The following is a 24,216-nucleotide window of genomic DNA, read 5'->3' as shown; positions in this document are numbered from 1 at the left end:
GCCCCGAGGGGCGGCTTTCCCTTATTCTCCGGCAACACGCTCGGCCTGTCGCGCCCTACCCGAAGGTTTCCCCTCGACCATGTCCTCAAGGCTCATCCCGCGCGTTTCCGACACCATCTTCCAGACGATGAAGAAGGAGATCAGTGCGAAACCCGCATAGAGGCTGTAAGCCAGATCGAGCCCGATGGCCGAAAGCACGGGGAAAGTCGTGGAGACCACGAAATTCGCAAGCCAGTTGGCTGCACCGCCCACACCCAGCGCCATACCGCGGATCTTGTTGGGGAACATCTCGCCCAACAGCACCCACATGACAGGGCCCCAGCTGGCACCGAAGCCGATGATGAAGACATTGGCCATGACCAGCGCCACAGGCCCCCACGGATCGGGCAGCGACACGGCGCCGTCGGTCACATTAGCGTGGCTGAAGGCCAGCGCCATCACCCCGAGCGACACAGTCATCAGCGCCGAGCCCCATAGAAGCAGCGTCTTGCGGCCCACACGGTCGATCAGCAGGATGGCGATGATGGTGGCCACGATATTGACGATGGAGGAAAAGACCGAGATCATGAAGCTGTCACTCTCCTGGAAGCCCACCGACTGCCAGAGCGTGGTCGAATAGTAGAAGATAACGTTAATCCCAACGAGCTGCTGGAAGACCGCGATCAGGATACCTACCCAGACAATCGGGCGGAACAGGAAGGCGCCGCCCGTCAGATCGGCAAAGCTCTTGCTATCCTCGCGTTGCAGGGTCTCACGGATCTTGGAGATCTTGCTGTCGAGACGCTCGCGGCGGACACCGACGATGGTTTCCAGAATGCCGCGCGCTTCCTCGGTGCGGTCCTTCTCGACCAGATAGCGCGGGCTTTCCGGCAGGCGCAGCGCCAGCACCCCATAGAGGATCGCAGGGATCAGTTCGGAGAGGAACATCCAGCGCCAAGCTTCCATACCGAACCAGAGCGTGCCCGCGGCACTCCCTGCAACGCGCGCCACCACCGCGCTGACCAGAAGTGCCACGAAGATGCCCGAGACGATGGCCATCTGTTGCATCGTGCCCAACCGGCCCCGCTCGTCCTTGGGCGCCACTTCGGCAATATAGGCAGGCGCGATCACCGAGGCAAAGCCCACGCCGATGCCGCCCACAAAGCGCCACAGGATCAAATCCCATTGCCCGAATGCGATCCCCGATCCAAGCGCCGAGATCGACAGAAGCGCCGAGGCGATCATCATCGTCTTCACGCGCCCGAATTTATCGGAGCAGACCCCCGCATACCACGCGCCCGCCATCGCGCCGAGAAGCGCACAAGACACGGTAAAGCCAATGGCCGCTGCCGAGAGATCGAAGCCATTGCGCACGGCGTCGACTGCGCCATTGATGATCGAGCTGTCATAGCCAAACAGGAAACCGCCAAGCGCTGCGGTGCAGGCAATCATCAATAGCTTACCGGACATTACTCCGTCGTCCGAATTATCGTTCATAATACTCCTCCTCCACCTCAAATACGTGCCCGAGACAGTCACCACGGGCGTTCACGGTGTTTGGAGCATCAATTGATGTGCTAGCTCAAAAGGTCAAGGCGAGTGCCCGGCCAGAGAGCCCTCAAGCGATAAAAACGCTGTCAACACCGCCAGTTATCGGGCGGTGTTGTTACATTTTCTTACAAAGCCCGTTCCTGCCGGATCAGAGATCGTAGATCGCGCTGAACTTCTCTTCGAGATAATCCAAAAGCGGTGTCTCATCGGGGGTAAATCCGCAAGCGGTGCGGATCGTCTCGACCGGCTCGCGTAGCCCCCCATGGCGCTGCAGGTTCTCGCGCAGCCAGTCGGTTGCCGGCGCGGCATGCCCCTCGGCCAGCGATGTATCGAGATCGGGCACGGACCCGCGGAGCGATTTCATCAGACAGCCCGCATAGAGATTGCCCAGAGCATAGGTCGGGAAATAGCCAAACAGCCCCACCGGCCAATGCACATCCTGCAAGAACCCGTTCGAGGGCTTATCGACCACCAGCCCGAAATCGGCCTTGAAACGGGTGTTCCATGCCTCTTCCAGATCCATGACCTCCAGCTTGCCCGAGATCAGGTCCCGCTCGAGATCGAATCGCATCATGATGTGCAGATTGTAGTGCAGCTCGTCGGCCTCGGTGCGGATATAGCCGGGCGCCACACGGTTGGCGGTGGCGAAGAACGCGTCTGCATCCGCCACACCGAAATCGCCGAACATCTCGGTCATGCGCTGGTAGAGCCAGCCGGTAAAGGCGCGCGAGCGGCCCAGCTGGTTCTCGTAGATCCGGCTCTGGCTCTCGTGGACCCCCATCGACACACCCGCGCCGAGCGGCGTGAAATTATAGGCCTGATCGATGGCCTGTTCGTAGCAGGCATGGCCCGTCTCGTGGATTGTCGAGTAGATATTATTGAACGGGTCGCGCTCGACCACACGGGTGGTGATGCGCACATCATTGCCCGAGCCGGTCGAGAACGGATGCACCGCCAGATCCATCCGGCCCCGCGTCCAGTCATAGCCGAAGGCAGAGGCGCAGATCCGCGAGAGCCGCATCTGCGCCTGTTCGGGGAAGACATGATCGAGGGCGGCAGGCTTGACCGAAGACCCCGCCACCCGCTCGCACAGATCCACCAGACGCGGGCGCATCCGGTCGAACACGCGGCCGATTTCCTTGGCGGAGGTGCCGGGCTCGTAGGCTTCAAGGAGCGCGTCATAGGGGTCACGCCCGTCCGACAGCGCCTGCGCCTCCTCGCGTTTGAGCCGCACGACCTCTTCAAACGTCGGCAGGAAGGCCGAAGGATCCTCTGCCGCGCGCGCATCGGCCCAGATCCCTTGGGAGAGCGAGGTCAGGCGGGCCAGCTCGGAGGCCAGCCGCGCCGGAATACGCATCGCACGGTTATAGTCGCGCGAGGCCATATCCAGCACACGCGCTTCCACCTCATTGCGGGCCTCGGCGCGGGCCAGCCAGTCGGATATACGCGGATCGGTGCGCCGCGCATGCAAGATCGCCTCCAGGGCCCCCGTCTCTTCCGCGCGGTCATCGGCGGCACCGCGCGGCATCACCGTTTCCTGATCCCAAGACAGCCGCTGGGCGATCTTCTCGAGGGCTGCGGTTTCACGCAGATGCGACAGCAGGTCTTGATAGGCAGTCATACGGGTCAGGCTCCTCTGACGGATTGCACCACCGGATAGCGCGCATGGAAGCGTGCACGGATGATCAGCACCCACAAGATCACAGCCCCGAACTGGTGCGCAAGGCCCAGCGGCATCGGCGCGGCATGCATCACCGTGACGATCCCGAGGATGACTTGCAGAACCAGCATCGCGCCCATCGCCATGAAGGCCCCGCGCGTGTTGGGATGCGCCGATTTACGCGCTTTCAGCACGGTAACCAGCCCGAAGACGAACAGCAGATAGGCCACCATCCGGTGCACGAATTGCACCATGCCGGGATTCTCGAAGAAGTTCTTCCAGAGCGGATGGTAATTGAGCGCGTCCGAAGGGAAGAACTGTCCGTTCATCCACGGCCAGTCGATATAGCCACGCCCTGCATCGATACCCGCAACCAATGCACCCAGCAGGATCTGCAGAAAGGCTAGATGCATCACGCCGGTGCCCATGCCGAACAGCTTGCGCTCGCCCATCCGCCGGGCCTGCAACAGTTCGCCCTCGCGGCGCGAGAGCTGCAGGCAGAACCATGCGATGGTGCCAAGGATGATGAAGGCAATGCCCAGATGCGTCGCCAAACGGTAGGAGGCCACGGCGACCATTTGCCCCGACAGGCCCGAATGGACCATCCACCAGCCGATTGCCCCCTGCAGCCCGCCAAGCGCGCCCAGCCCCAGAAGTTTCGGCACCCATCCCTTGGGAATACGCCCCGCGACAAGGAAGCCGAAGAAGCCAAGCGCCCAGACCATACCGATCAAACGGCCAAGGTTGCGATGCGCCCATTCCCACCAGAAGATGCCCTTGAAGCCCTCCAGCGTCATATTCGGGTTCACCAGCTCGTATTGCGGGATCTGTTTGTAATTGTCGAACTCGGCCTGCCACTGGGTCTCGTTCATCGGCGGCAGTGCCCCCGAGATCGGTTTCCACTCGGTGATCGACAGCCCGCTATCGGTCAGGCGCGTCGCCCCCCCGAGCGCGATCATGCAGACCACAAGCGCGAAGATCACGATCAGCCAGGCGCGGATCCATTTGCGCGCGCCTTTGGGCTGGCGGTCGATCATCCCGCCCTTCGGCTCGGCACGGGTCTGGGTGGCATCGGCCACGTCCTCGAAAATGCTGCGTTTCTGGCTCATCAAGGCTCTCCTTCAGTCGCCGCGCAAACTAGGCGGGTGGCGGGCCGCATTCAAGCACCATTCCGCCGATCACCGGCCGCTATCGTAGCTGTGAGCCCCTGCGCTCAGAGAACCTGATGCAGGAGCGCTACCGCCGTGCAGCCACCAAAGAGCACGATCAGCTTTCCGGCCGTCTGCATCCCCAGATGCAGGGCTTTCGACTGCCAGCGCGAGAGATCGTCAAACATTTCCTGCAGCCGCCCCTGACGGCCCAGCCGGAACATCCACAGATGAAGCCCCGCATCCAGCACGATCATCGCCACACAGAGCACCGCCCAAAAGGCGGGATGCAGCAGGATCGGAACTATCTGTGCCATCACCGGTCTCCCTCCAGTGCCGGCCCAGACCGGACCGGTTTACCCCTTGCCGCGCAGAAGCTGCTTGAGCGCCCCGTGCAGCGTCTGGACCTCGGACCGCGTCATCGCGAACCGTGTCCACATATTGCGCATATTGCGCTTCATCATCGGCGCCTTCTCCGGCGGGTAGAAGAACCCTGCCTCCTCCAGTCGGCCCTCGATGTGATCTCCCCATGCCTCGACATCGCCCGCGCTGGCCGGATCATGGCCCGCCAGCCCCGGAGTAATCTCCTCCGCCTCCAGAATATGTCGCGAATACTCGTAGGAGGTCAACAGCACAGCTTGCCCGAGGTTCAGGGAAAAGAATTCGGGATTGGTCGGAATGGTGATGATGGCATTCGCACGGATGATATCGTCATTCTCCAGACCCGTGCGTTCGGGGCCGAAAAGCACGGCCACTTTCTGCCCTGCCTGAATGCGGCGATGCGCCTCGACCATCGCGGTCTCGGGCGTGTAGATGGGCTTGGGCAGTTCGCGCCCGCGCGCCGTGGTCGCAAAGACGAAATCGCAATCGGCCACAGCGTCTGCCACGCTGTCGAACACGCCCGCATGATCCAGCACACGCCCCGCCGCGCCAGAGGCCATCGCCACTGCTTTCGGGTTCGGCCAGCCATCGCGCGGCTCGACGATGCGCATCTTGTTGAGCGTGAAGTTCAGCATGGCCCGGGCGGCCGCACCGATATTCTCCCCCATCTGCGGACGCACCAGAACCATATGCGGCTGGTTGGGCTTCGGGGCATTTTTCGTATCGGCGGCTTGATCGATCATCACGGGCTCCTTTTACAACGCCTCCCATAAGCCCATCGCAAAGCTCTTTCAAGCAAGCGGCTCCTGCGCTATGAGGGCACAAACCATTTTCCGGCCCGGGATGCGGGCCGATGCAGTCAAGGACATACCATGGCAGACGAAGATCGCCCGCAAATCTACCTGCTGACGCCCACGAGCTTCGAGCCGGAGACGTTCCTGCCCAAACTCAAGGCGGTGCTTGACGCGCATGACATCGCCTGTATCCGCCTTTGCCATGCCTCCAAGGACGAGGCCGAACTGGGCCGGATCGCCGATGCCATGCGCGAGATCGCCCATGCCAAGGATGTGGCATTGGTGATCGACAGCCATATCCATCTGGTCGAGCGCCATGGCCTTGACGGCGTGCATCTGACCGATGGCGCGCGCACCGTGCGCCATGCCCGCAAGGAGCTGGGCGAGGATGCGATCGTAGGGGCCTATTGCGGCACCCAGCGGCATGACGGCATGAATGCGGGCGAGGCCGGCGCCGATTACATCTGCTTCGGTCCGATCGGCGAGAGCGCGCTCGGCACCGGCGCACGCGCCGAATTCGACCTGTTCCAGTGGTGGTCCGAGGTGATCGAGGTGCCGGTGGTGGCCGAAGGCGCGCTGACCATCGAACTCGTCCAGCAATTCGCGCCCGTCTCCGACTGGTTCGCCTTCGGCGACGAGATCTGGAAGACCGAGGATCCGGTGGCGACCCTCGGCACGCTCATCGCGGCAATGGGCTGAACCATGGTCACGCGCACCGAAGACACCACGATCCAGCGCGACGGTCCGATGGGCGACTGGGGCGCGTTCATGCATTCGGAACTGCGCGTGGACCGCGCCGATCTGGCGAGCCATATCCGCCAGCTCGAGGGCGAGCGTCTGGTGATCGCCGTGGCGGGCGCGCCGGGCTCGGGAAAATCGCGCCTCGCACAAGAGATCTGCGACGCGCTCAACGCCAAAGCCCCCGCCTCTGCCGCCATCCTGCCGATGGACGGGTTCCACCGCTCCAATGACTGGCTCGATGCGCGTGGCCTGCGTCCGCGCAAGGGCGCACCCGAAACCTTCGATACGACAGGTTTTGCCGCACTCCTGCAAAAGGCGCGCATGGCCGGCCAGCCGCTGAGCGTGCCGACCTTCGACCGGGATACAGATGCGGTGATTCCCGCAGGCTGCGAGATCGAAGCACAGACGCGCATCATCATCACCGAGGGCAATTACCTGCTCCTCAACCGCGACGGCTGGCGCGATCTCTTCCCGCTTTTCGATCTTACGATCCGGCTGCATGTGCCCGAAGACGAACTCCGCGACCGCCTCACGCGCCGCTGGAAGAAATACGGCTTGCCCGCTGATGAAATCACGCGCCGCGTCGAGGAGAACGACCTGCCCAATGGCCGTATCCTGCTGACCGAAGGCCGCGCCGCCGATCTGCGCGTTCTCGATTACAGCTGATTTCCAGCGTCCCCAAATATCCTCGGGGGTTGAATTCCGGCTCCCGCAGGGAGACCGGAAGAAGGGGGCGCGAGCGCCCCCTTTTTATTCCATCCCCGAACACACGCCGCTCAGATCGGCTCGATATCGCCCTCGGCACGATTGGCGTGGAAATCGGCGACAAACGCCTTGAATGTCCCCGCCTCGATCGCATCGCGCATCCCCTGCATAAGATCCTGATAATAATGCAGGTTGTGCCATGTCATCAGCATCCCGGAGATCATCTCGTTCGAGCGGAAGACATGGTGCAGATAGGCGCGCGAATAGCTGCGGCAGGCAGGACAGGCGCAGTTTTCGTCCAGCGGGCGCGGGTCGTCGCGGTGACGCGCGTTCTTGATGTTGATCTGCCCGTGGCGGGTCCAGGCCTGGCCCGTGCGCCCCGAGCGCGAGGGCAGAACGCAATCCATCATATCGACGCCGCGCTCGACCGCGCCCACGATATCGTCGGGCTTGCCCACGCCCATCAGATAGCGCGGCTTGTCGGCAGGCAGGAAATCGGTAGCATAGTCCAGCACGCCAAACATCGCCTCCTGCCCCTCACCCACGGCCAGACCACCAATGGCATAGCCGTCAAAACCGATCTCGGTCAGGGCTTTGGCCGATTCCTCGCGCAGCTCAGGCGTCACACCGCCCTGCATGATCCCGAAGAGCGCATGGCCCGGACGGTCGCCAAATGCGTCCTTGGACCGCTGCGCCCATCGCATGGACAGCTGCATCGCGCGGGCCACTTCCTTATCGGTTGCCGGTAGCGCGGGGCATTCATCGAAACACATCACAATGTCAGACCCCAGAAGCTTCTGGATCTCCATCGAGCGTTCGGGGCTCAGCATATGTTTGGAGCCGTCAACATGGCTAGAGAAGGTTACGCCCTCTTCGGTCAGCTTGCGCAGCCCTGCCAGAGACATGACCTGGAACCCGCCCGAATCCGTCAGGATCGGTTTTTGCCAGTTCATGAATTTGTGCAAGCCCCCGAGCGCGGCCACACGTTCGGCAGTGGGACGCAGCATCAGGTGATAGGTATTGCCCAGCAGGATATCGGCACCGGTTGCGGCCACGGATTCGGGCATCATGCCCTTCACGGTCGCTGCCGTCCCTACCGGCATGAAGGCAGGTGTGCGGATCTCACCGCGCGGGGTATGGATCACCCCCTTACGGGCCGCACCATCCGTCGACTGAAGCTCGAAGCTGAATTTTTCTGTCATCACCTGTCTCCTTGCGCAGCCCCCATAGGCCGAATGCGGGCATTTGAAAAGCATCTCCTGCAGGACAACATGAAAACGGGGCCAAAGCGGCCCCGTTTCGCGCATTTCTGGCAAGTTTCAGGCGATGTTCTGGCTCATGGCCTTCACCGCACGCGGCGCGGTCAGACCGGCAATCGCCAACAGCACGACCGCGGGCACAAGCGCGAAGGTCCAGCCAAAGGCGCCATGACCCAGCCCGCCCGCGATCCCGCCCAGCACGAAGGCCGCAACAAGTTGCACGAAGAGCATCAGCCGCGCGCGGTCGAACCCGTCCTCGCAGCTCTCGCGACCGCGCCCGTATAGCCCGCGCCCGATCTCGATTCCCATATCGGTCAGCAGACCCGTGGCATGGGTGGTGCGGATCCGCGCGCCCGAGATACGGGTGATGGTGGCATTCTGCAGCCCCATAATAAAGGCCAGAAGCCCCAACCCCACATGCCCCTCCCAGGGCTGTGGCAGGATCTCGGCGCTGGACAGAACCGCCATCAGCAGCGCCTGCAGCGCAAGCGGCGCATAATAGGTCAGCCGCGAGTGGCGGGTAAAGCCGCGCGCGATCATGGCCGAGGCCAGCGCCGCCCCCGAAACAAACAGGACCAGCACGCAGAAGCTGAGCAGCACAAGCCGCATGTTATGGGCTACCAGACTGCCCGCCATCTGCGACAGATGGCCCGTCATATGCGAGGCATACTGGCTCATCATAAGAAATGCGCCCGCATTGAGCGAGCCGGAGATAAGCGCAAGAACGATCCCGAGCCAGCGATCGGCTTCGGGGGCACGGCGATGGGCAGTGAACAGGCGCATCGCTTTCAGGGAGGCATTTCTATGAGGCATGGGCAAACCCTCGATGAAGTTGCGGGGAGGTTGGAGGACCATTCCCATCATGTCGGGAGTATTTTCGCGCGGGCAAGAGTGTCCCCGCGTCGGATATGCGGCGGTGCAGCAAATTCCCGCCAAAGGTGTAAGATTGAGGCATCAATATGCCGGCATCAAAAAACCTTATCCAGTATTTCCATGAACTTATCGTGATGATAACGCAGCCAGAGGTTATCTGCTTTCGGTTTTCATCTGCCAGCGCCCGCTTTCTTCGGACCAGTATTGCGCTTTAGCACCGGCCTGCGTGAACTCTTTCCACTGGGCGCGTGCGGTTGCGAGCGCCTCGTGGTCATGGCCGTCGAACAGGATCCAGACACGCTCGTGGCGGTCCAACTCCTCGGGGGTCACGGCAGCCCCGTCGACACTGAGCACCGCCTGACGTCCCTCGCCCATGGGCGAGGTCGACAGCAGGACCGGTTGCAGCGCGTCATATGCGCCCCCCGACAGCCCGTGCGGCAGGAAGCCTTCCGGCCCGCCCATCTCCCACAAGCTGCGGTCATACCATTGCATCCGTTCGGGATGCGTGCCGCGCAACTCTATCTTCCATCCCTGATCGAGCGCGCGGGTCGCCAGATTGACCACCACTTCCGGCACCGAGGACTGGGTGACATGATAGAACAGCGCAGCCCCCATCGATCAGCCCTCGAACTTCTCGGCAATCAGCCGGTTGAGCGTCATCACGCCCCAGCCGGTCGGGCCTTTCGGTGCCAGTTCCGTCTCGGAGGGCGGCAGCGCCACGCCTGCGATATCGATATGGCACCACGGTACATCCGCCTCGACAAAGCGCTTGAGGAAGGCCGCCGCCGTGATCGAACCGGCCGCGCGACCGCCGGTGTTCTTGATATCTGCCAGACGCGATTTGATCAGCTTGTCATAGGCGGGTTGCAAGGGCAGCGGCCATGCGCCCTCGCCCTCGAGTTTTGCCGCCTTGAGCACGGCCTCGGAGAAGCTCTCGTTATTGGTGAACACGCCCGCATTCTCGTGCCCGAGCCCCACGATCACCGCCCCCGTCAACGTTGCCAGATCGATCATCGCCGAGGGCGCGAAATGCTCCTGCGCATACCAGAGCACATCGGCCAGCACGAGGCGGCCTTCGGCATCGGTATTGATCACCTCGATGGTCACGCCCTTGGCCGAGGTCACGATATCACCCGGACGCTGGGCCTTCCCGTCAGGCATGTTCTCGACGAGGCCGACCAGACCCACCACATTGGCCCGCGCCTTGCGCAGCGCGAGCGTGCGCATGACGCCCGCCACCGTGCCCGCGCCGCCCATATCCATGGTCATCTCTTCCATACCCGCGCCCGGCTTGAGGGAAATCCCGCCGGTATCGAACACCACGCCCTTACCGATCAGCGCGAGCGGCGGCTCGTCCCCTCCGCCATTCCATTTCATGACTACAACCTTGGAAGGACTTTCCGAGCCCTGCCCCACAGCCAGAAGCGCGCGCATCCCGAGCGCCTCTAGATCGGCCTCCTCGAGGATCTCGACATCGAGCCCCAGCTCCTGCATCGCCGCCAGACGGGCGGCAAAATCGGAGGTGGTCAGGATATTGGCGGGCTCGTTCACCAGATCGCGGGTAAAGAACACCCCTTCGGCCAAGGCGGCCATCGGCGCGCTTTCCTGCGCCAGCTTCTCGGGGTTCGTCGCCATGAAGCGCACAGCCCCATAGGCGGGTGTCTCGGTGCTGTGGTAATCGAAGCGGTAGGCCCGCAATGCCAGCCCGAAGGAAATCTCCGCCGCGCGCACCTGACCTTCGACGAGCACGGTCGCGCCCTTCTCCCCCAGAGCCCTGGCGATTGTGGCGCCCGCCTTGCGGGCAACCGCCACATCGGCGCGGCGCGGCAATTGCACCAGAAGCACCAGCTCGGCCTCCATCCCCGAGGGCCATTCGAGCCGAAGCGCGGCCCCTGCCTCCAGCTTGGCAAACGCCTCCGAGTCCGCCGCGCGCTTGAGCGCCCCGCGCGTCAGCCGGTTCACCCGCCGCCCCGCGAGCCCCAGATTGCGTCCGGCCTCGGCAAAGACGACCACCAGACCGGGCGCGGTCTCGAGCGCGTCCAGATCTGTTTCGGTGAAGCTGATGGCAACGGGGTCGGTCATGGTGGTCTCCCTTTTGGTCCACGGTTGGCCCGACCCTACAAAGCTTCGGAGGGATTGAAAAGCGGATGCGGCAAAGCGGTGGAGCGCAGGGGAGCGGCGGATTTCTGCACGGTTTCACAGGTTTGGTGCGCCTAAATTCCGCATGCGGGCTTTTCCCGCGCGCGCCAAGGCGGTAGAGACGGGACAAAGACTGCCGCGCAAGCGCCGCGATTTGGAGAGAAACGCCCCCGTGACCCGTCTGGACCGATATCTTCTATCGCAATTCATGGCGATATTCGGGTTTTTCGCCCTTGTTCTGGTATCGATCTACTGGGTCAACCGGGCGGTAAGCCTGTTCGAGCAACTGATCTCGGACGGCCAGACCGCGCTCGTGGTGCTGGAATTCACGGCCCTCACCCTGCCCTATGTGATCCGGGTCGTGCTGCCGCTGGCGGCCTTTGCCGCGACGGTCTATGCGATCAACCGGCTATCGAGCGAATCCGAGCTGGTGGCGATGCAGGCCGCAGGGGCCTCGCCGTGGCGGATCGCGCGCTCGGTCCTGTTTTTCGGAGTGCTCGTCGGGCTGATGATGGCGGTGCTGACCCATTTTCTGGTGCCGCAATCGCGCGCGCAACTGGCCGTACGACAGGCACAGCTGGCCGAGAATGTTACCGCCAGCCTGCTGACACCGGGACGGTTCCAGCATCCGGTGAACGGGGTCTCGATCTACATTCGCAAGATCTCGGATAATGGCGAGCTGGAGGATTTCTACCTCTGGGACAACCGCAAGCCCGAGAACCGGATGAGCTATCTGGCCAAGAAGGCGGTCATCATGCGCACAGAGACCGGCCCGAAACTCGTGCTGTTCAACGGGATCGCGCAAAGCCTGCGCGCGGAGGGACGCAATCTCTCGGTCACGCGGTTCTCGAGCTTTACCTATGATCTGGGCAGCCTGATCAAGGGCTCGACGGAGGTGAACCGCAAACTCGAACAGCTGACCACATGGGAACTCGTGCGCCATCCCGCGCAATCGGCGCAGGAGACAGGCAGTAGCGCCGGCCAGATCGGGCTCGAACTGAAGATGCGTCTGGCCCAGCCGCTGCTGGCGCCGGTGGCCGCCCTTGTGGGCTTTGCCGCGCTGATGGTGGGCAGTTTCTCGCGCTTCGGGATCTGGCGTCAGATCGTGCTTGCGGTGGTCATTCTGGTGCTGGTGCAGGTGCTGACCAATGTCGGCGAAAGCCTCGCCAAATCGCAGCCCGACCTTTGGCCCGTGCTCTTCGCGCCAGCGGTCATCGGGGCGATTTTCAGTATCGGGCTACTGGCTCTTTCAGCGCGGCGCAAGCGCGTGAGACATAAGGCAGGTGCGGTATGATCCTCGCTTGGTATACCGCGCGCAAATTCCTGCGCAGCTTCGCACTGGTGCTGGGCAGTTTCTGGGGCATCCTGTTCCTGATCGGTCTGGTCGAGGAGGTGCGCAAGCTTGACGAGGATGCGACCTTCACCCGCGCCGTCGTGCTGTCGCTTCTGAATATTCCCGAGACGCTCTATACGATCATGCCGCTGGTGATGCTGCTCGGGGCGGTGGTGCTGTTTCTCAATCTCGCGCGCAGCTCGGAACTGGTGGTGATGCGCGCCTCGGGACGCTCGGCTCTGGGCATCCTGATCAGCCCTCTATTGACCGCGCTCGTGCTGGGCGGGCTGCTGATCAGCGTCGGCAACCCGATGGTTTCGGCCACGCAGAACCGCTATGACGAGCTGAGCCAGACCGATGGCACGCGCGATGTGGTCTCGGTCGGGCGCAATGGCGTCTGGATGCGCCAGAGCGCCGTCTACAAGGACAGCGCAGGCGTCCAGCGCAGCGGTCAGGCGGTCATCTCGGCGGCCCGCGCCAATGGCGATGCGACCTCGCTCTATGATGTCAGCTTCCTCGTGCTTGATGGCGACAACCTCGCCGTGCGCCGTATCGTGGCCGACCGTGCGGTTCTGGAAAAAGGCCATTGGCGGCTCTTCAATGCCAAGGACTGGCCCTTGGGCCGCTCGACCAATCCCGAGCGCGATGCCTCGACCTCCTCGCAGCTGACGGTGGCCACGAGCCTTACCGCAAGCTCGATCCGTGACAGCTTTGGCGCGCCCTCCTCGATTCCGCTCTGGCAATTGCCCGCCTTCATCGACACGCTCGATGCCGCAGGGTTCTCGGCCCTAAAGCATCGGGTCTGGTTCCAGATGGAGCTTGCACAACCGCTTATGATGATGGCAATGGTGCTACTGGCGGCAGGGTTCACCATGCGCCCGACCCGTTTTGGCGGGATCGGCAAACGGGTTCTTCTGGCGCTGATCGCTGGGTTGGGGGTCTTCTTCCTGCGCAACGTGGCGCAGGTTCTGGGCGATAGCGGCCAGATCCCGATCCTTCTGGCGGCATGGGCACCGCCGGGAATTGCGGTGATGTTTTCGATTGCCCTGCTTTTGCATCTGGAGGATGGCTGAGCCATGACCTTGCCCGTGACCCTGCCCGCAACCCGTCCTTCGACCCGTTCCGGCACTTTCCACGGCCAACCGGCGGCAAGGTTGATGGCGGCGCTGTGCCTTGGCACGGTGCTCGGCACCGCCGCTCTGGGCACACCCGTCTTCGCGCAGGACCGCGAGGGCACGCAAAGCGAGATGTCCGATGTGCCCGCCAGCCTGATTGCCGACCGGATCTCGATTGCCGGCAAGACCACGCTGGTCGCCGATGGCTCGGTCGAGATCTATTACGAGGGAAACCGCGTCACTGCACGGCGTGTGACCTATGACCGCGATGCCAACACCATCAAGATGGAAGGCCCGATCCGGCTGACCGAACCCAAGGAAGCCGGTGCGGTCATTCTGGCCGATCAGGCCGAGCTGTCGCGCGATCTCCAGCACGGGATCCTTCTGGGCGCACGGATGGTTCTGGCACGCGAATTGCAACTCGCCGCCGCCAAGATCGAGCGCGAGGACGAGAACACCACCAGGATGACCAATGTCGTGGCCTCGTCCTGCCAGATCTGCGTGGTTGGCGAACGCCCACTCTGGGAGATCCGCGCGCGGCAGATCTCGCATGACAAGGCCGCCCGCCAGTTGGCCTTCGACGATGCGCAATTCCGCGTGGGAGGCGTGCCGCTGCTATGGGTGCCGCATCTGCGTCTGCCCGACCCTACGGTGACCCGCATGTCGGGCTTTCTGGCGCCGAGCTACCGCAGCACCTCGAGCCTCGGCACGGGCGTCAAGATCCCCTATTTCTTCGCCATCGATCCCACGCAGGATCTCCTGGTCGAACCCTATATCTCGAGCGGCTGGACCCGCACCCTTGGCCTACGCTACCGCCGTGTATTCAATGACGGTAATATCGATATCTCGGGCGCCTTCTCCAATGACGGGATCATCAAGGGGGCAAATCGGGGCTATCTCTTCGCCAATGGCTCCTTCACCCTGCCCGACGAGTTCAAGCTGGGGCTGCAGCTGCAGCTCGTCTCCGATGATGCCTATCTGCTGAATTACGATATCGACGATGCGGACCGGCTGTGGTCGGGGCTGAAGCTCGAGCGGGTGCGCCCCGACGAGCTGGTCTGGGCCCGTGCCGGTCGCACCCATACGCTGCGCGATGACGAGAGCAACGAGACCGACCCCATGCTTGCGGGCGATGCCGAATGGACCAAGGTCTTCCATCCCTCCACGATCGGCGGCGAGCTGACCGCGAGCTGGGATTTCGAGACCTATCGCCGTAGCTCGAACGCCACCACCGATGGCCCCGATTGGGACAATATCTCCGACGGGCGCGACATGACCCGCAGCTCGCTGACCGCGAACTGGCGGCGCAACTGGCTTCTGGGCTATGGCATTCTCGCCAGCACGCAGGCGCAGCTGGCCGCCGATGCCTTTGCCATCAATGATGACGACAGCTTCGACAGCACGATCCTGCGCGCCCAGCCGCAGCTCGCAACCGAGATCCGCTGGCCTTGGACCAAATCCACGGGTCGCGCCGCCCATGTGATCGAACCCATCGCGCAGGTCGTCTGGGCGCCCAACAATCTCACCCGCGCGCCAAACGAGGACAGCACGCTGCGCGAGTTCGACGAAGGCAATCTCTTCAGCCTCTCGCGCTACCCCGGCCTTGATGCGCGCGAGCGTGGCCTGCGCGCCAATCTGGGCGTCAGCTATACGCGCTATGATGCCACCGGCTGGTCGCTGGGCAGCACGGTGGGCCGCGTCTTCTATGCCGAGGATCTGGACCAGTTCTCCTCCACCAGCGCGCTGTCGGGCAACCGCTCGGACTGGCTGCTGGCCAGCAATCTGCAGACATCGAACGGGCTGACGCTCTCGAACCGCGCGCAGTTCGATGACGAGTTCGATGCCACCCGCGAAGAGCTTCGTCTGGCCTTCTCGGGCGAGAAATACGATCTGGCGGCAGGCTATCTGTGGATGGACAAGGATATCCTGGCCGGCACGAGCGAGGATATTTCCGAGCTTCAACTCGATAGCGAATGGAAATGGGCACGCGGCTGGTCGGGCACCTTCGATGCGCGCTACGATCTGGTGGCCGAGCGCGCAGCCAAAGCTAAACTCGGCGTGACATGGGTAAATGATTGCGTGAGCGTCGATCTTTCCCTCTCGCGCCGCTTCACGTCCTCGACTAATGTGGACCCCGAAACAAGCGTCGGACTTTCTGTTGCTCTGGCCGGATTTGGCGGTGCCAATGACGGAACCTCGGCCAGCAAGGTCTGTGTAAGATAAGGCAGTTGCCCCTCTGTCGCGGCAGGCGGGCCAATGACGAAAAAGCAGGTATATTCATGACGGCGATCACAGGCATGGCGACAAGCAAGAGCTTTAAAGCATTGCGTGGGACGGTGGCGCGACTTGGCTGCGTTTCGGTTCTGGCACTGGCCCTTCTGGCCCCCGCAGGCACAGTGAGCGCGCAGGGCATGTTTGCCCCCGAGTTGACCGTGAACGGCCTCGGGATCACCAGCTACGAGATCAGCCAGCGAGAGCGGATGCTCGAAGTGCTTGGCACGACAGAGAAAAACCCGCGCCAGGCCGCAATCGATGCGCTGATCTCCGACCGGCTTCAGGTCTGGGAAGCCAAGCGTATGGGGCTGAGCGTGACGGATGAGGAAATCCAGCAAGGGATGGAAGAATTCGCCTCGCGCGCCAATCTCGATGCGAAGAAATTCCTCGCAGCCATCGGTCAGGAAGGTGTCGACGCACAGACATTCCGCGATTTCACCAAAGCAGGCCTGTTGTGGCGCAAGGTGGTGCGGGCGCAATTCGGCGGCCGGATCGCGATTTCCGAACTGCAGGTCCAGCGCGCGCTGAGCCCGACCTCGCAGCGCGGCCAGACAACCCGTGTGCTGATGTCCGAGTTGATCATCCCCACCGAGGGCCATGAACAGGAAGCCATGCAACTGGCCCAGCAGGCCAGCAGCGCAAGCGCCGCCCAGTTTGCCGACATCGCCAGCCATGTCTCCGCCTCGCGCTCGCGCGAGAACGGGGGGGCGCTCGACTGGATGCCGGTCTCGAACCTGCCCGGACCGCTGCGTGCCCGTATCCTTGCGCTGAAACCGGGCCAGACCACCGGTCCGATCGAGATCCCGAATGCGGTGGCCGTGTTCCGCCTGCGCGCGATCGACGAGAACGGCCCCGCGCAATCGGGCAGCCAGAAGGTCGATTACGCGCTCTATACGCTGGGCGCCAAAGGCAGCGAGGAAGCGGCCCGCCGTCTGGCGCAGGTCCGTGCGGCCCATCATACCTGCGATGCGCTCTACCCGCTGGCGCAGGATCTGCCCGCAAGCCGGCTGGTGCGCGAGAGCGGCAGCCCGTCGAGCTTCCCGCAGGATATCTCGGTGGCGCTGAGCACGCTTGATCCGGGCGAGACCGAGCTTCTGTCGCAGGGCGCCAATACGGCGCTACTGATGCTGTGCTCGCGCGAGGTGGCACGCCAGGGCGAGGATGGCCAGATCGAGACGCCTACGGTGAAATCCGCACAATCGGGTCTCGAGAACCGTCAGATCCAGATCCAGGCGGACGGGCTATTGGCCGATCTGCGGGATGCGGCGGTGATCACCCGTCCCTGAGCGGCAGCTTCGGGCTTGATTGCGGAAGGAACAGACCTAGCTGTTCCTTCCAACCAATTGTAAACAAGGGATAAGTCCCATGGCTCAACCACCTGTCATCCTTACCTGCGGAGAGCCTTCGGGTATCGGTCCGGAACTGGCCGTGAAGGCATGGGAAGCCCTGGGCGCGCGGCTTCCCTTCGTGTGGCTGGGCGATCCGGCCCATCTTCCGCGTGGCAGCAAGATCCGCGAGATCGGCCATCCGTCCGAGGCCGTCAGCCATGCCGGAAGCGCCATGCCGGTGCTGGTGCATGAATTCCCCAAGGCCGCCATTCCCGGAGAGCCCGATCTCGACAATGCCCGCGCCGTGGTCGATGTGATCGCGCGCGGCGTCGATCTGGTGATGCGCGGCGAGGGCTCGGCGCTTTGCACGGCCCCGATCAACAAGAAGGTGCTCAAGGACGGCGCCAGCTTCGCCTTTCCCGGCCATACTGAATATCTCGCCCATCTGGCAGGCGGCGCCGATGTGGTGATGATGCTGGCCTGTGACGAGCTGCGCGTTGTGCCCGCCACGATCCATATCGCTTTGAGCGAGGTTCCAACCGCTTTCAATGCGGAAGTTCTGCGCAAAGCGGTGCGGATCACCCATAACGGGCTGAGCCGGGATTTCGGGCTGGAGAATCCGCAGATCGCAATTGCAGGCCTCAATCCCCATGCAGGCGAAGGCGGTGCGATGGGCTCCGAGGAGCAGGACTGGATGATCCGCGAGATCGCCAATCTGCGCGCGGAGGGCTATGCAGTCAGCGGTCCGCTTCCCGCCGATACCATGTTCCACAAGGCCGCCCGCGCACAATATGACGCCGCCATCTGCCCCTATCACGATCAGGCGCTGATCCCGATCAAGACGCTGGCCTTCGACTCGGGGGTAAATGTCACGCTGGGCCTGCCCTTCGTGCGCACCTCGCCCGATCATGGCACTGCCTTCAACATTGCGGGCACCGGTCAAGCCAGCCCCGCAAGCCTGATTGCCGCGCTCGAGATGGCCGATACGATGGGTCGTGCCCGCCGCTAAGGCCCTTGCCTAAGGCGCGAGGCTCCCCTATCCCCATGCAGGTCCGGAAGCCCGTGCTTTCGGGCCTTTTGCATGAGAACAGACAGGATAGAGCCATGGCAGCGATCGACGGGCTTCCGCCTCTGCGGGACGTAATCCGCGACCACGAGCTGGTTGCGAAGAAACAGCTTGGCCAGAACTTCCTGCTGGATCTGAACCTGACGGCCAAGATCGCCCGTTCCGCCGGTGCGCTGGAAGGCCACGACGTGCTGGAAGTCGGCCCCGGTCCGGGAGGGCTGACCCGTGGCCTTTTGGCCGAGGGCGCACGCAAGGTGCTGGCGATCGAGAAGGATCCGCGCTGTATGCCGGTGCTGGCCGAGATCGCAGCGCACTATCCCGGACGGCTCGAGGTGATCAATGGCGATGCGCTGGAGGTGGATGTCAGCGCCCATCTGCGCACGCCCTACAAGATCGCCGCCAACCTGCCCTATAATGTAGGCACCGAGCTTCTGGTACGCTGGCTCACCCCCAAGGAATGGCCTCCGCAATGGGATAGCCTGACCCTGATGTTCCAGCGCGAGGTGGCCGAACGGATCGTTGCACAGCCGGGGGATAACCATTACGGACGGCTGGCAATTCTGGCGCAGTGGCGCACGACAGCACGTATCGTGATGTCGCTGCCGCCCGAGGCCTTCACGCCTGCGCCCAAGGTGCATTCGGCAGTCGTCCATCTCAAGGCCCTGCCCGAGCCACGCTATCCGGCCGATGCCAAGACCCTCTCGCGCGTCGTGGCGGCTGGCTTCAACCAGCGGCGCAAGATGCTGCGTGCCTCGCTCAAATCGGTCGCTCCCGATATCGAGGCCAAGCTGGATGCCGCCGGTATTCCGCCGACCCAGCGCGCCGAGCGGGTCACCATCGAGGAATGGTGCCGCCTGTCCCGCATTATCGATGCCCGCTGAACACTAAAAAGCCGCCCGTGGTGACCACGGGCGGCTTTTCAATAGGGAACGGAAGATCAGCTCGCTGCTTTGGATGTATCTTCGGCAGATTTCGCGCCGTCCGCTGCATCCCCCTCAGCCGCTTTGGGCTTCCGACGATTGCGCGTGGTCTTGGGCTTCTCGCCCTCGGCCGCATCGGCTTTCTTCGCACGCGGCTTGCGCGGGCGTTTGGGCTTTTCCTCGGCCGCAGGGGCCTCTGCAGGAGCGTCCTCGGGTTGCGAGGATTTCGGCGCCTCCAGCGGAAGATCGGCGGCATCGGAGACGACCGTCTCGACCGAACGCGGCGCGCGGCGGTTCCCGCGTGGCTCCGAACGGCTCTCGGGGGTCTCTACCAGATTGGAATCATCGGCCTCGACGGCATCGCTCTCGCCTGCACTCTCGTGCTTGCGCCAGCTCCGGGATTCGCTCTGGGTGTCTGTCTCTGCATCCGACGTTTCGGGCTGCCGTTGATCGGCATTGCCGTTCGAGTGCATATTGGGCTGACCGTTCGATTGGCCATTCCCGTCCTGCCCGTCATTGCCGTTGCTCTGGCTTCCATTGCTCTGGTTGCCATTGCCCTGATTGTTGTTCTGGCGTTGCGCCATCTCGCGCTGTGCTTCATGCAGAAGACGCGTGTAATGCTCGGCATGCTGCAGGAAGTTCTGCTCTGCAACGCGGTCGTTGGAGAGCTGTGCATCCCGTGCAAGTCCAAGATATTTCTCGATGATCTGCTGCGGCGTTCCGCGAACCTTGCCCTCCGGCCCCGAGCTTTCGAAAACCCGGTTGATGATGTTACCGATGGAACGCTGCCGGTTCGATTTGGAACGCGAACGTGATTTGGATGATCTCATCTGCTTTCGTTCGATTTATCCGCCTATATATTCTAGCGGTTTTGACAAGGTCTGGGTCGGATCAGAAAGTGATCAGACCGCGCCGAGCGGGACAGTCTGGTTGTGCGAAGCGTCTAGCGCCCTCCAACCAAGCCCGCAGTGTGAAGCTGAGCCATGCCGGGAAACTCGGTTTCTCCGTGCACATCCCCTGATAAGCATGTCACGGCGGTTCCTGCAAGCTGGATTTGCCTCTCTCTCCGCTTTTTTCGCTCATTGTCGCCGAAATGGCGTGACATTTTCGTAAAGCGAAGCCCGCTCCGCCCGCAATGATGTGCGCGCGCCGCCTCAGGCGGGGCGTCGTGCCGCGACCACGCGATCTCTTCCATCAAGATCGGGCCAGATACGGCACTCTTCAAGCCCCTGATGCTTCAAGAAGTCACAGACGGCCTTGCCCTGAGTCGGACCGATTTCGAAAAGCACGCGCCCCGCAGGGGCCAGATGCCGCGCCAGCCCTTCGGCAATCCGCTGGTAAGGCGAGAGACCGTCCCCTCCGGGGGTCAGCGCCAGATGGGGCTCCCAGTCGCGCACATCGCGTGACAGCCCCGCCATCTCGTCTTCAGCGATATAGGGCGGGTTCGAGACGATCAGATCGAACTGTCCGCTCACCGAGGAAAACCAGTCCGAGAGACAGAATTCCGCACGTTGCTGGAGCCCGAGATCTACGGCATTGGTCTGCGCGACGGCCAGAGCCGCGCTGGACACATCCACCCCCAGCCCCTGCGCGGATTGCATTTCGGCAAGCAGGGTCAACAGGATACAGCCCGTTCCGGTGCCCAGATCCAGCACTCTCTCAAACGGCGCCGCGAGCGCATGTTCGATCAGAACCTCCGTTTCGGGGCGCGGATCGAGCGTATCGGATGTCACACGGAATGGCCGCCCCCAGAACAGCCGCTCGCCGGTGATCTGCGCCACCGGCCGGAACTGGCTGCGCGCCGCGATATAGGTCCGGAAACGCGCCTGTGCCGCCTCGTCCACCGGGTCATGCAACGCCAGCGTCAACCGGTCCGGCGCGATCTTCAGCGCATGGGCCAGAAGCCTGCGCGCATCGCCCGCGGCACTCTCCACCCCCGCCTCGCGCAAAAGCACCACGCCCTCGCGCAACAAGACCCCGCCCTGCAGTATGACCGGCATCCTCACGACTGCCCTTCCATCTCGGCCAGAAGCCGCGCCTGATCGTCGGCGATCAGCGCGTCGATGATCTCGTCCAGCTCGCCCGCCATCACCTGTGTCAGCGCATAGAGCGTGAGGTTGATCCGGTGATCGGTCAACCGTCCTTGCGGGAAATTATAGGTGCGGATGCGCTCGGAGCGGTCGCCAGAGCCGACCTGCCCCTTGCGCGCGGCAGAACGCTCGGCATCCATCCGCGCGCGCTCCATATCATAGAGCCTTGCGCGCAGCACCGCCATGGCATTGGCGCGGTTCTGGTGCTGTGATTTCTCCGAGGAGGTCACCACGAGCCCCGTGGGCAGGTGCGTGATCCGCACGGCAGAATCGGTTGTATTGACGTGCTGGCCGCCCGCGCCCGACGCCCGCATCGTATCGATACGGATATCGCTGGCAGGAATATCGATATCAACCTCCTCGGCCTCTGGCAGCACGGCCACAGTGGCCGCAGAGGTATGGATACGCCCGCCCGCTTCGGTCGCGGGCACGCGCTGGACCCGATGAACTCCCGATTCGAACTTGAGCCGCGCGAACACGCCCTCGCCTTCGATCCGCAGCATGACTTCCTTGATCCCGCCGAGCTCGGTCTCGGCATATTCCAGCATTTCGACGCGCCAGCCACGTTGGTCGGCATAGCGCTGATACATCCGCAAAAGATCGCCCGCAAAAAGCGCGGCCTCATCGCCCCCCGTTCCGGGACGGATCTCGAGAATTGCGGGCCGCGCATCGGCGGCATCCTTGGGCAGAAGTGCCAGACGCAGCGCCTGTTCGAGTTGCGGCAGGCGCGCGCGGATCAGCGGCAGCTCCTCCTCGGCCAGATCCCTCATTTCGGGATCTGCCAGCCAGCCCTCGGCCTCGGCCAGATCGTTTTGCGCCTGCAACCAGTTCTCGATCTGCTCGACCACCGGCTTTAGCTCGGCATATTCGCGCGAGATACGCGCAATGGCGGCAGGGTCCGGCCCGCTCGAAAGCTGGGCTTCGAGAAAACCGTAACGGTCGCGGATCTGATGCAGGCGGTCAGTGGGTATCATGCGTTTCGCTGTTGCCGTTTTCCACCCGCCGGTCAAGAGGCTCACGCCGGATTACGCGACCCAATACCAGTATTGGATAAACTTTCTTACCAATTACTGATTTTTCGGATGACTGCGCCGGATCCACGCCCTATCCTTGATGCCGATCCAGTCTGTAACCCTTCACCCGAGGATGAGCCCCATGGCCGAGACGCCCCTGATTGCCGAATTGAAATCCATCGTGGGTGCGCGCCATGTTCTCACCGATCCGCGGGCCACCGAACGCTTCCGGCATGGTTACCGATCGGGGAGCGGCGAGGCGCTGGCGGTCGTGCGCCCCGGCTCTCTCGTGGAACAGTGGAAGGTGCTGCAGGCCTGCGTGAAGGCGGACACAATCATCATCATGCAATCGGCCAATACCGGCCTCACCGAGGGATCGACTCCCAAGGGCAGCTATGACCGTGATGTGGTGATCCTCTCCACGCTGCGCATCGACGCGATCCACCTTCTCGATGGGGGCCGGCAGGTCGTGGCGCTTCCGGGAGCCACATTATTCGGACTGGAAAAGGCGCTCGACCCGCTCGGGCGTGATCCGCATTCGGTGATCGGATCGAGCTGTATCGGCTCGTCTGTCATCGGCGGTGTCTGTAACAATTCGGGCGGTGCCCTGATCGAGCGCGGCCCTTCCTATACCGAGATGGCGCTTTTCGCCCAGCTCGACGCCGATGGAAATCTGCATCTTGTCAATCACTTGGGAATCGATCTTGGATCATCACCCGAAGAGATCTTGCGCCGCGTCGAGCACGGGGACTGGGGGGCTATCGACACGGGCGGTAACCGCAATGCCTCCGATCAGGGCTATGCGGCGCGGGTGCGCGATATCGAGGCCGCGACGCCTGCGCGTTTCAACGCCGATCCGGGACGGCTTTACGAGGCTTCGGGCTGTGCCGGAAAGCTCGCGGTCTTTGCCGTGCGTCTCGACACTTTCGCGCGGCCCGACCGTTCCAAGACCTTCTATATCGGCACCAATTCGACCGAGATCCTCACGCGCTTGCGCCGGACGATCCTCAAGGATTTCCCCGTCCTGCCGATCTCCGGCGAATACATGCATCGCGACGCCTTCGACATCACCGAGAAATACGGCAAGGACACCGTGCTGGCCATCGACAAGCTCGGCACAGACCGGCTGCCCGCCTTCTTCGCGCTCAAGGGCGCGATCGACGGACGTCTGAACCGGTTCGGCCCGACCCGCCACCTGACCGACAAGGCCCTGCAACTCTTTGCCACTCTCTGGCCCTCGATCCTGCCCAAACGGCTGACCGCCTTCCGCGACCGGTTCGAGCATCATCTGATCCTGAAGATGCGAGATGAGGGGATCGAGGCTGCCGAACAGACGCTCGAAGCGCTTTGTAACGGCGAGGACGCCGATTTCTTCGCCTGCGATGCGCGGGAGACCAAGATCGCAGGACTGCACCGCTTTGCCGCCGCAGGGGCTGCGGTGCGCTATATGGCGCTGCACGAGAAGGATGTGGCCGATATCGTCGCCCTCGATATCGCGCTGCGCCGCAATGACGAGGACTGGTTCGAGACCCTGCCCGCAGCGCTCGACGCCCAGATTGCGCACAAGCTCTATTACGGGCATTTCTTCTGCCATGTGCTGCATCAGGATTATGTCGTGAAGAAAAGCGCCGATCCCAAGGTGCTCAAATACGCGATGCTCGAGATCCTCGACCAGCGTGGGGCCGAATATCCGGCCGAGCATAATGTGGGCCATCTCTACGAGGCCAAGCCAGAACTGGCCGCCCATTACTGCGCCTGCGATCCGACAAACAGTTTCAATCCGGGGCTTGGCAAACAGTCCCGCAAGAAGCACTACCATTGAAAAAGGCCCCCTCGGGGGCCTTTTT

Annotated in this window: 21 protein-coding genes; 9 read left to right on the top strand and 12 right to left on the bottom strand. The window is 63.0% G+C overall.

The window, feature by feature from the left end; genetic code table 11:
• Nucleotides 1–21: 21 nt before the first annotated feature.
• From ABEB22_RS11620 to ABEB22_RS11600, 5 genes are all read right to left on the bottom strand, one after another.
• Nucleotides 22–1,476, bottom strand: coding sequence for a sugar porter family MFS transporter (locus tag ABEB22_RS11620; RefSeq protein WP_406870339.1), 1,455 nt, complete (start codon nt 1,474–1,476; stop codon nt 22–24).
• Nucleotides 1,477–1,678: 202 nt separating this feature from the next.
• Nucleotides 1,679–3,151, bottom strand: a complete 1,473-nt coding sequence (locus ABEB22_RS11615; protein ID WP_406870338.1) for a carboxypeptidase M32 — start codon at nt 3,149–3,151, stop codon at nt 1,679–1,681.
• 5 nt (nt 3,152–3,156) lie between these two features.
• Nucleotides 3,157–4,299: a heme A synthase gene (ctaA, locus tag ABEB22_RS11610; protein WP_339112669.1), complete on the bottom strand. Its 1,143-nt coding sequence runs from the start codon at nt 4,297–4,299 to the stop codon at nt 3,157–3,159.
• A 104-nt stretch (nt 4,300–4,403) separates the two neighbouring features.
• Nucleotides 4,404–4,655: a hypothetical protein gene (locus tag ABEB22_RS11605; protein ID WP_339112670.1), complete on the bottom strand. Its 252-nt coding sequence runs from the start codon at nt 4,653–4,655 to the stop codon at nt 4,404–4,406.
• Between the two features lie 39 nt (nt 4,656–4,694).
• Nucleotides 4,695–5,462, bottom strand: a complete 768-nt coding sequence (locus ABEB22_RS11600) for an RNA methyltransferase (RefSeq protein WP_406870337.1) — start codon at nt 5,460–5,462, stop codon at nt 4,695–4,697.
• A gap of 129 nt (nt 5,463–5,591) precedes the next feature.
• Here ABEB22_RS11600 and ABEB22_RS11595 point away from each other — a divergent pair, with 129 nt between their 5' ends.
• Together ABEB22_RS11595 and ABEB22_RS11590 are read left to right on the top strand one after the other, a co-directional pair.
• Nucleotides 5,592–6,212: a thiamine phosphate synthase gene (locus tag ABEB22_RS11595; protein WP_339112672.1), complete on the top strand. Its 621-nt coding sequence runs from the start codon at nt 5,592–5,594 to the stop codon at nt 6,210–6,212.
• A 3-nt stretch (nt 6,213–6,215) separates the two neighbouring features.
• Nucleotides 6,216–6,920 carry a hypothetical protein gene (locus ABEB22_RS11590; RefSeq protein ID WP_406870336.1) on the top strand — a complete coding sequence of 235 codons (705 nt, stop codon included), beginning with the start codon at nt 6,216–6,218 and terminating at the stop codon, nt 6,918–6,920.
• A gap of 110 nt (nt 6,921–7,030) precedes the next feature.
• Here the strand turns inward: ABEB22_RS11590 and tgt are convergent, their stop codons facing one another.
• The 4 genes from tgt to ABEB22_RS11570 form a co-directional block, all read right to left on the bottom strand.
• On the bottom strand, nt 7,031–8,161 hold the full coding sequence (tgt, locus tag ABEB22_RS11585; protein WP_406870335.1) for a tRNA guanosine(34) transglycosylase Tgt: 1,131 nt from the start codon (nt 8,159–8,161) through the stop codon (nt 7,031–7,033).
• 117 nt (nt 8,162–8,278) lie between these two features.
• Nucleotides 8,279–9,031 (bottom strand): YoaK family protein, encoded by a 753-nt coding sequence (locus tag ABEB22_RS11580; protein ID WP_339112675.1) that lies wholly within the window; start codon nt 9,029–9,031, stop codon nt 8,279–8,281.
• Between the two features lie 213 nt (nt 9,032–9,244).
• Entirely contained in the window at nt 9,245–9,706 is a 462-nt protein-coding gene (locus ABEB22_RS11575; protein WP_339112676.1) for a DNA polymerase III subunit chi, read from the bottom strand.
• A gap of 3 nt (nt 9,707–9,709) precedes the next feature.
• On the bottom strand, nt 9,710–11,173 hold the full coding sequence (locus ABEB22_RS11570; RefSeq protein WP_339112677.1) for a leucyl aminopeptidase: 1,464 nt from the start codon (nt 11,171–11,173) through the stop codon (nt 9,710–9,712).
• Between the two features lie 229 nt (nt 11,174–11,402).
• Here ABEB22_RS11570 and lptF point away from each other — a divergent pair, with 229 nt between their 5' ends.
• The 6 genes from lptF (at nt 11,403) to rsmA (ending at nt 19,227) form a co-directional block, all read left to right on the top strand.
• Nucleotides 11,403–12,524: an LPS export ABC transporter permease LptF gene (lptF, locus tag ABEB22_RS11565; RefSeq protein ID WP_339112678.1), complete on the top strand. Its 1,122-nt coding sequence runs from the start codon at nt 11,403–11,405 to the stop codon at nt 12,522–12,524.
• Nucleotides 12,521–13,636, top strand: a complete 1,116-nt coding sequence (gene lptG / locus ABEB22_RS11560; RefSeq protein WP_406870334.1) for an LPS export ABC transporter permease LptG — start codon at nt 12,521–12,523, stop codon at nt 13,634–13,636. Before lptF ends, lptG begins: the two co-directional genes overlap by 4 nt.
• Before the next feature lie 3 nt (nt 13,637–13,639).
• Nucleotides 13,640–15,901: an LPS-assembly protein LptD gene (locus ABEB22_RS11555; RefSeq protein WP_406870333.1), complete on the top strand. Its 2,262-nt coding sequence runs from the start codon at nt 13,640–13,642 to the stop codon at nt 15,899–15,901.
• A gap of 56 nt (nt 15,902–15,957) precedes the next feature.
• A complete protein-coding gene (locus ABEB22_RS11550) occupies nt 15,958–17,238 on the top strand; it encodes a peptidylprolyl isomerase (RefSeq protein WP_406870332.1) in 1,281 nt (426 codons plus the stop codon).
• Between the two features lie 79 nt (nt 17,239–17,317).
• Nucleotides 17,318–18,289, top strand: a complete 972-nt coding sequence (pdxA, locus tag ABEB22_RS11545; RefSeq protein ID WP_406870331.1) for a 4-hydroxythreonine-4-phosphate dehydrogenase PdxA — start codon at nt 17,318–17,320, stop codon at nt 18,287–18,289.
• 95 nt (nt 18,290–18,384) lie between these two features.
• The gene (gene rsmA, locus ABEB22_RS11540; protein WP_406870330.1) at nt 18,385–19,227 is read left to right on the top strand and encodes a 16S rRNA (adenine(1518)-N(6)/adenine(1519)-N(6))-dimethyltransferase RsmA; all 843 of its coding nucleotides are present in this window, start codon (nt 18,385–18,387) and stop codon (nt 19,225–19,227) included.
• 56 nt (nt 19,228–19,283) lie between these two features.
• Here the strand turns inward: rsmA and ABEB22_RS11535 are convergent, their stop codons facing one another.
• The 3 genes from ABEB22_RS11535 to prfA form a co-directional block, all read right to left on the bottom strand.
• Nucleotides 19,284–20,096, bottom strand: a complete 813-nt coding sequence (locus ABEB22_RS11535; protein ID WP_406870329.1) for a DUF4167 domain-containing protein — start codon at nt 20,094–20,096, stop codon at nt 19,284–19,286.
• Nucleotides 20,097–20,420: 324 nt separating this feature from the next.
• Complete coding sequence (gene prmC / locus ABEB22_RS11530) at nt 20,421–21,254, bottom strand: peptide chain release factor N(5)-glutamine methyltransferase (RefSeq protein ID WP_406871148.1); 834 nt, start codon at nt 21,252–21,254, stop codon at nt 20,421–20,423.
• Between the two features lie 14 nt (nt 21,255–21,268).
• Complete coding sequence (gene prfA, locus ABEB22_RS11525; protein ID WP_339112686.1) at nt 21,269–22,330, bottom strand: peptide chain release factor 1; 1,062 nt, start codon at nt 22,328–22,330, stop codon at nt 21,269–21,271.
• Nucleotides 22,331–22,511: 181 nt separating this feature from the next.
• Between prfA and dld the strand changes: the two genes are divergently transcribed.
• Nucleotides 22,512–24,191: a D-lactate dehydrogenase gene (dld, locus tag ABEB22_RS11520; RefSeq protein ID WP_406870328.1), complete on the top strand. Its 1,680-nt coding sequence runs from the start codon at nt 22,512–22,514 to the stop codon at nt 24,189–24,191.
• The last annotated feature ends 25 nt before the right edge of the window (nt 24,192–24,216 follow it).

It is taken from the genome of Thioclava sp. 'Guangxiensis' (assembly GCF_045348365.1).
Taxonomy (GTDB): Bacteria; Pseudomonadota; Alphaproteobacteria; order Rhodobacterales; family Rhodobacteraceae; genus Thioclava; species Thioclava kandeliae.
Note: the sequence above shows the minus strand (reverse complement) of the source record. Positions and strands in the feature narration are given on the sequence as shown.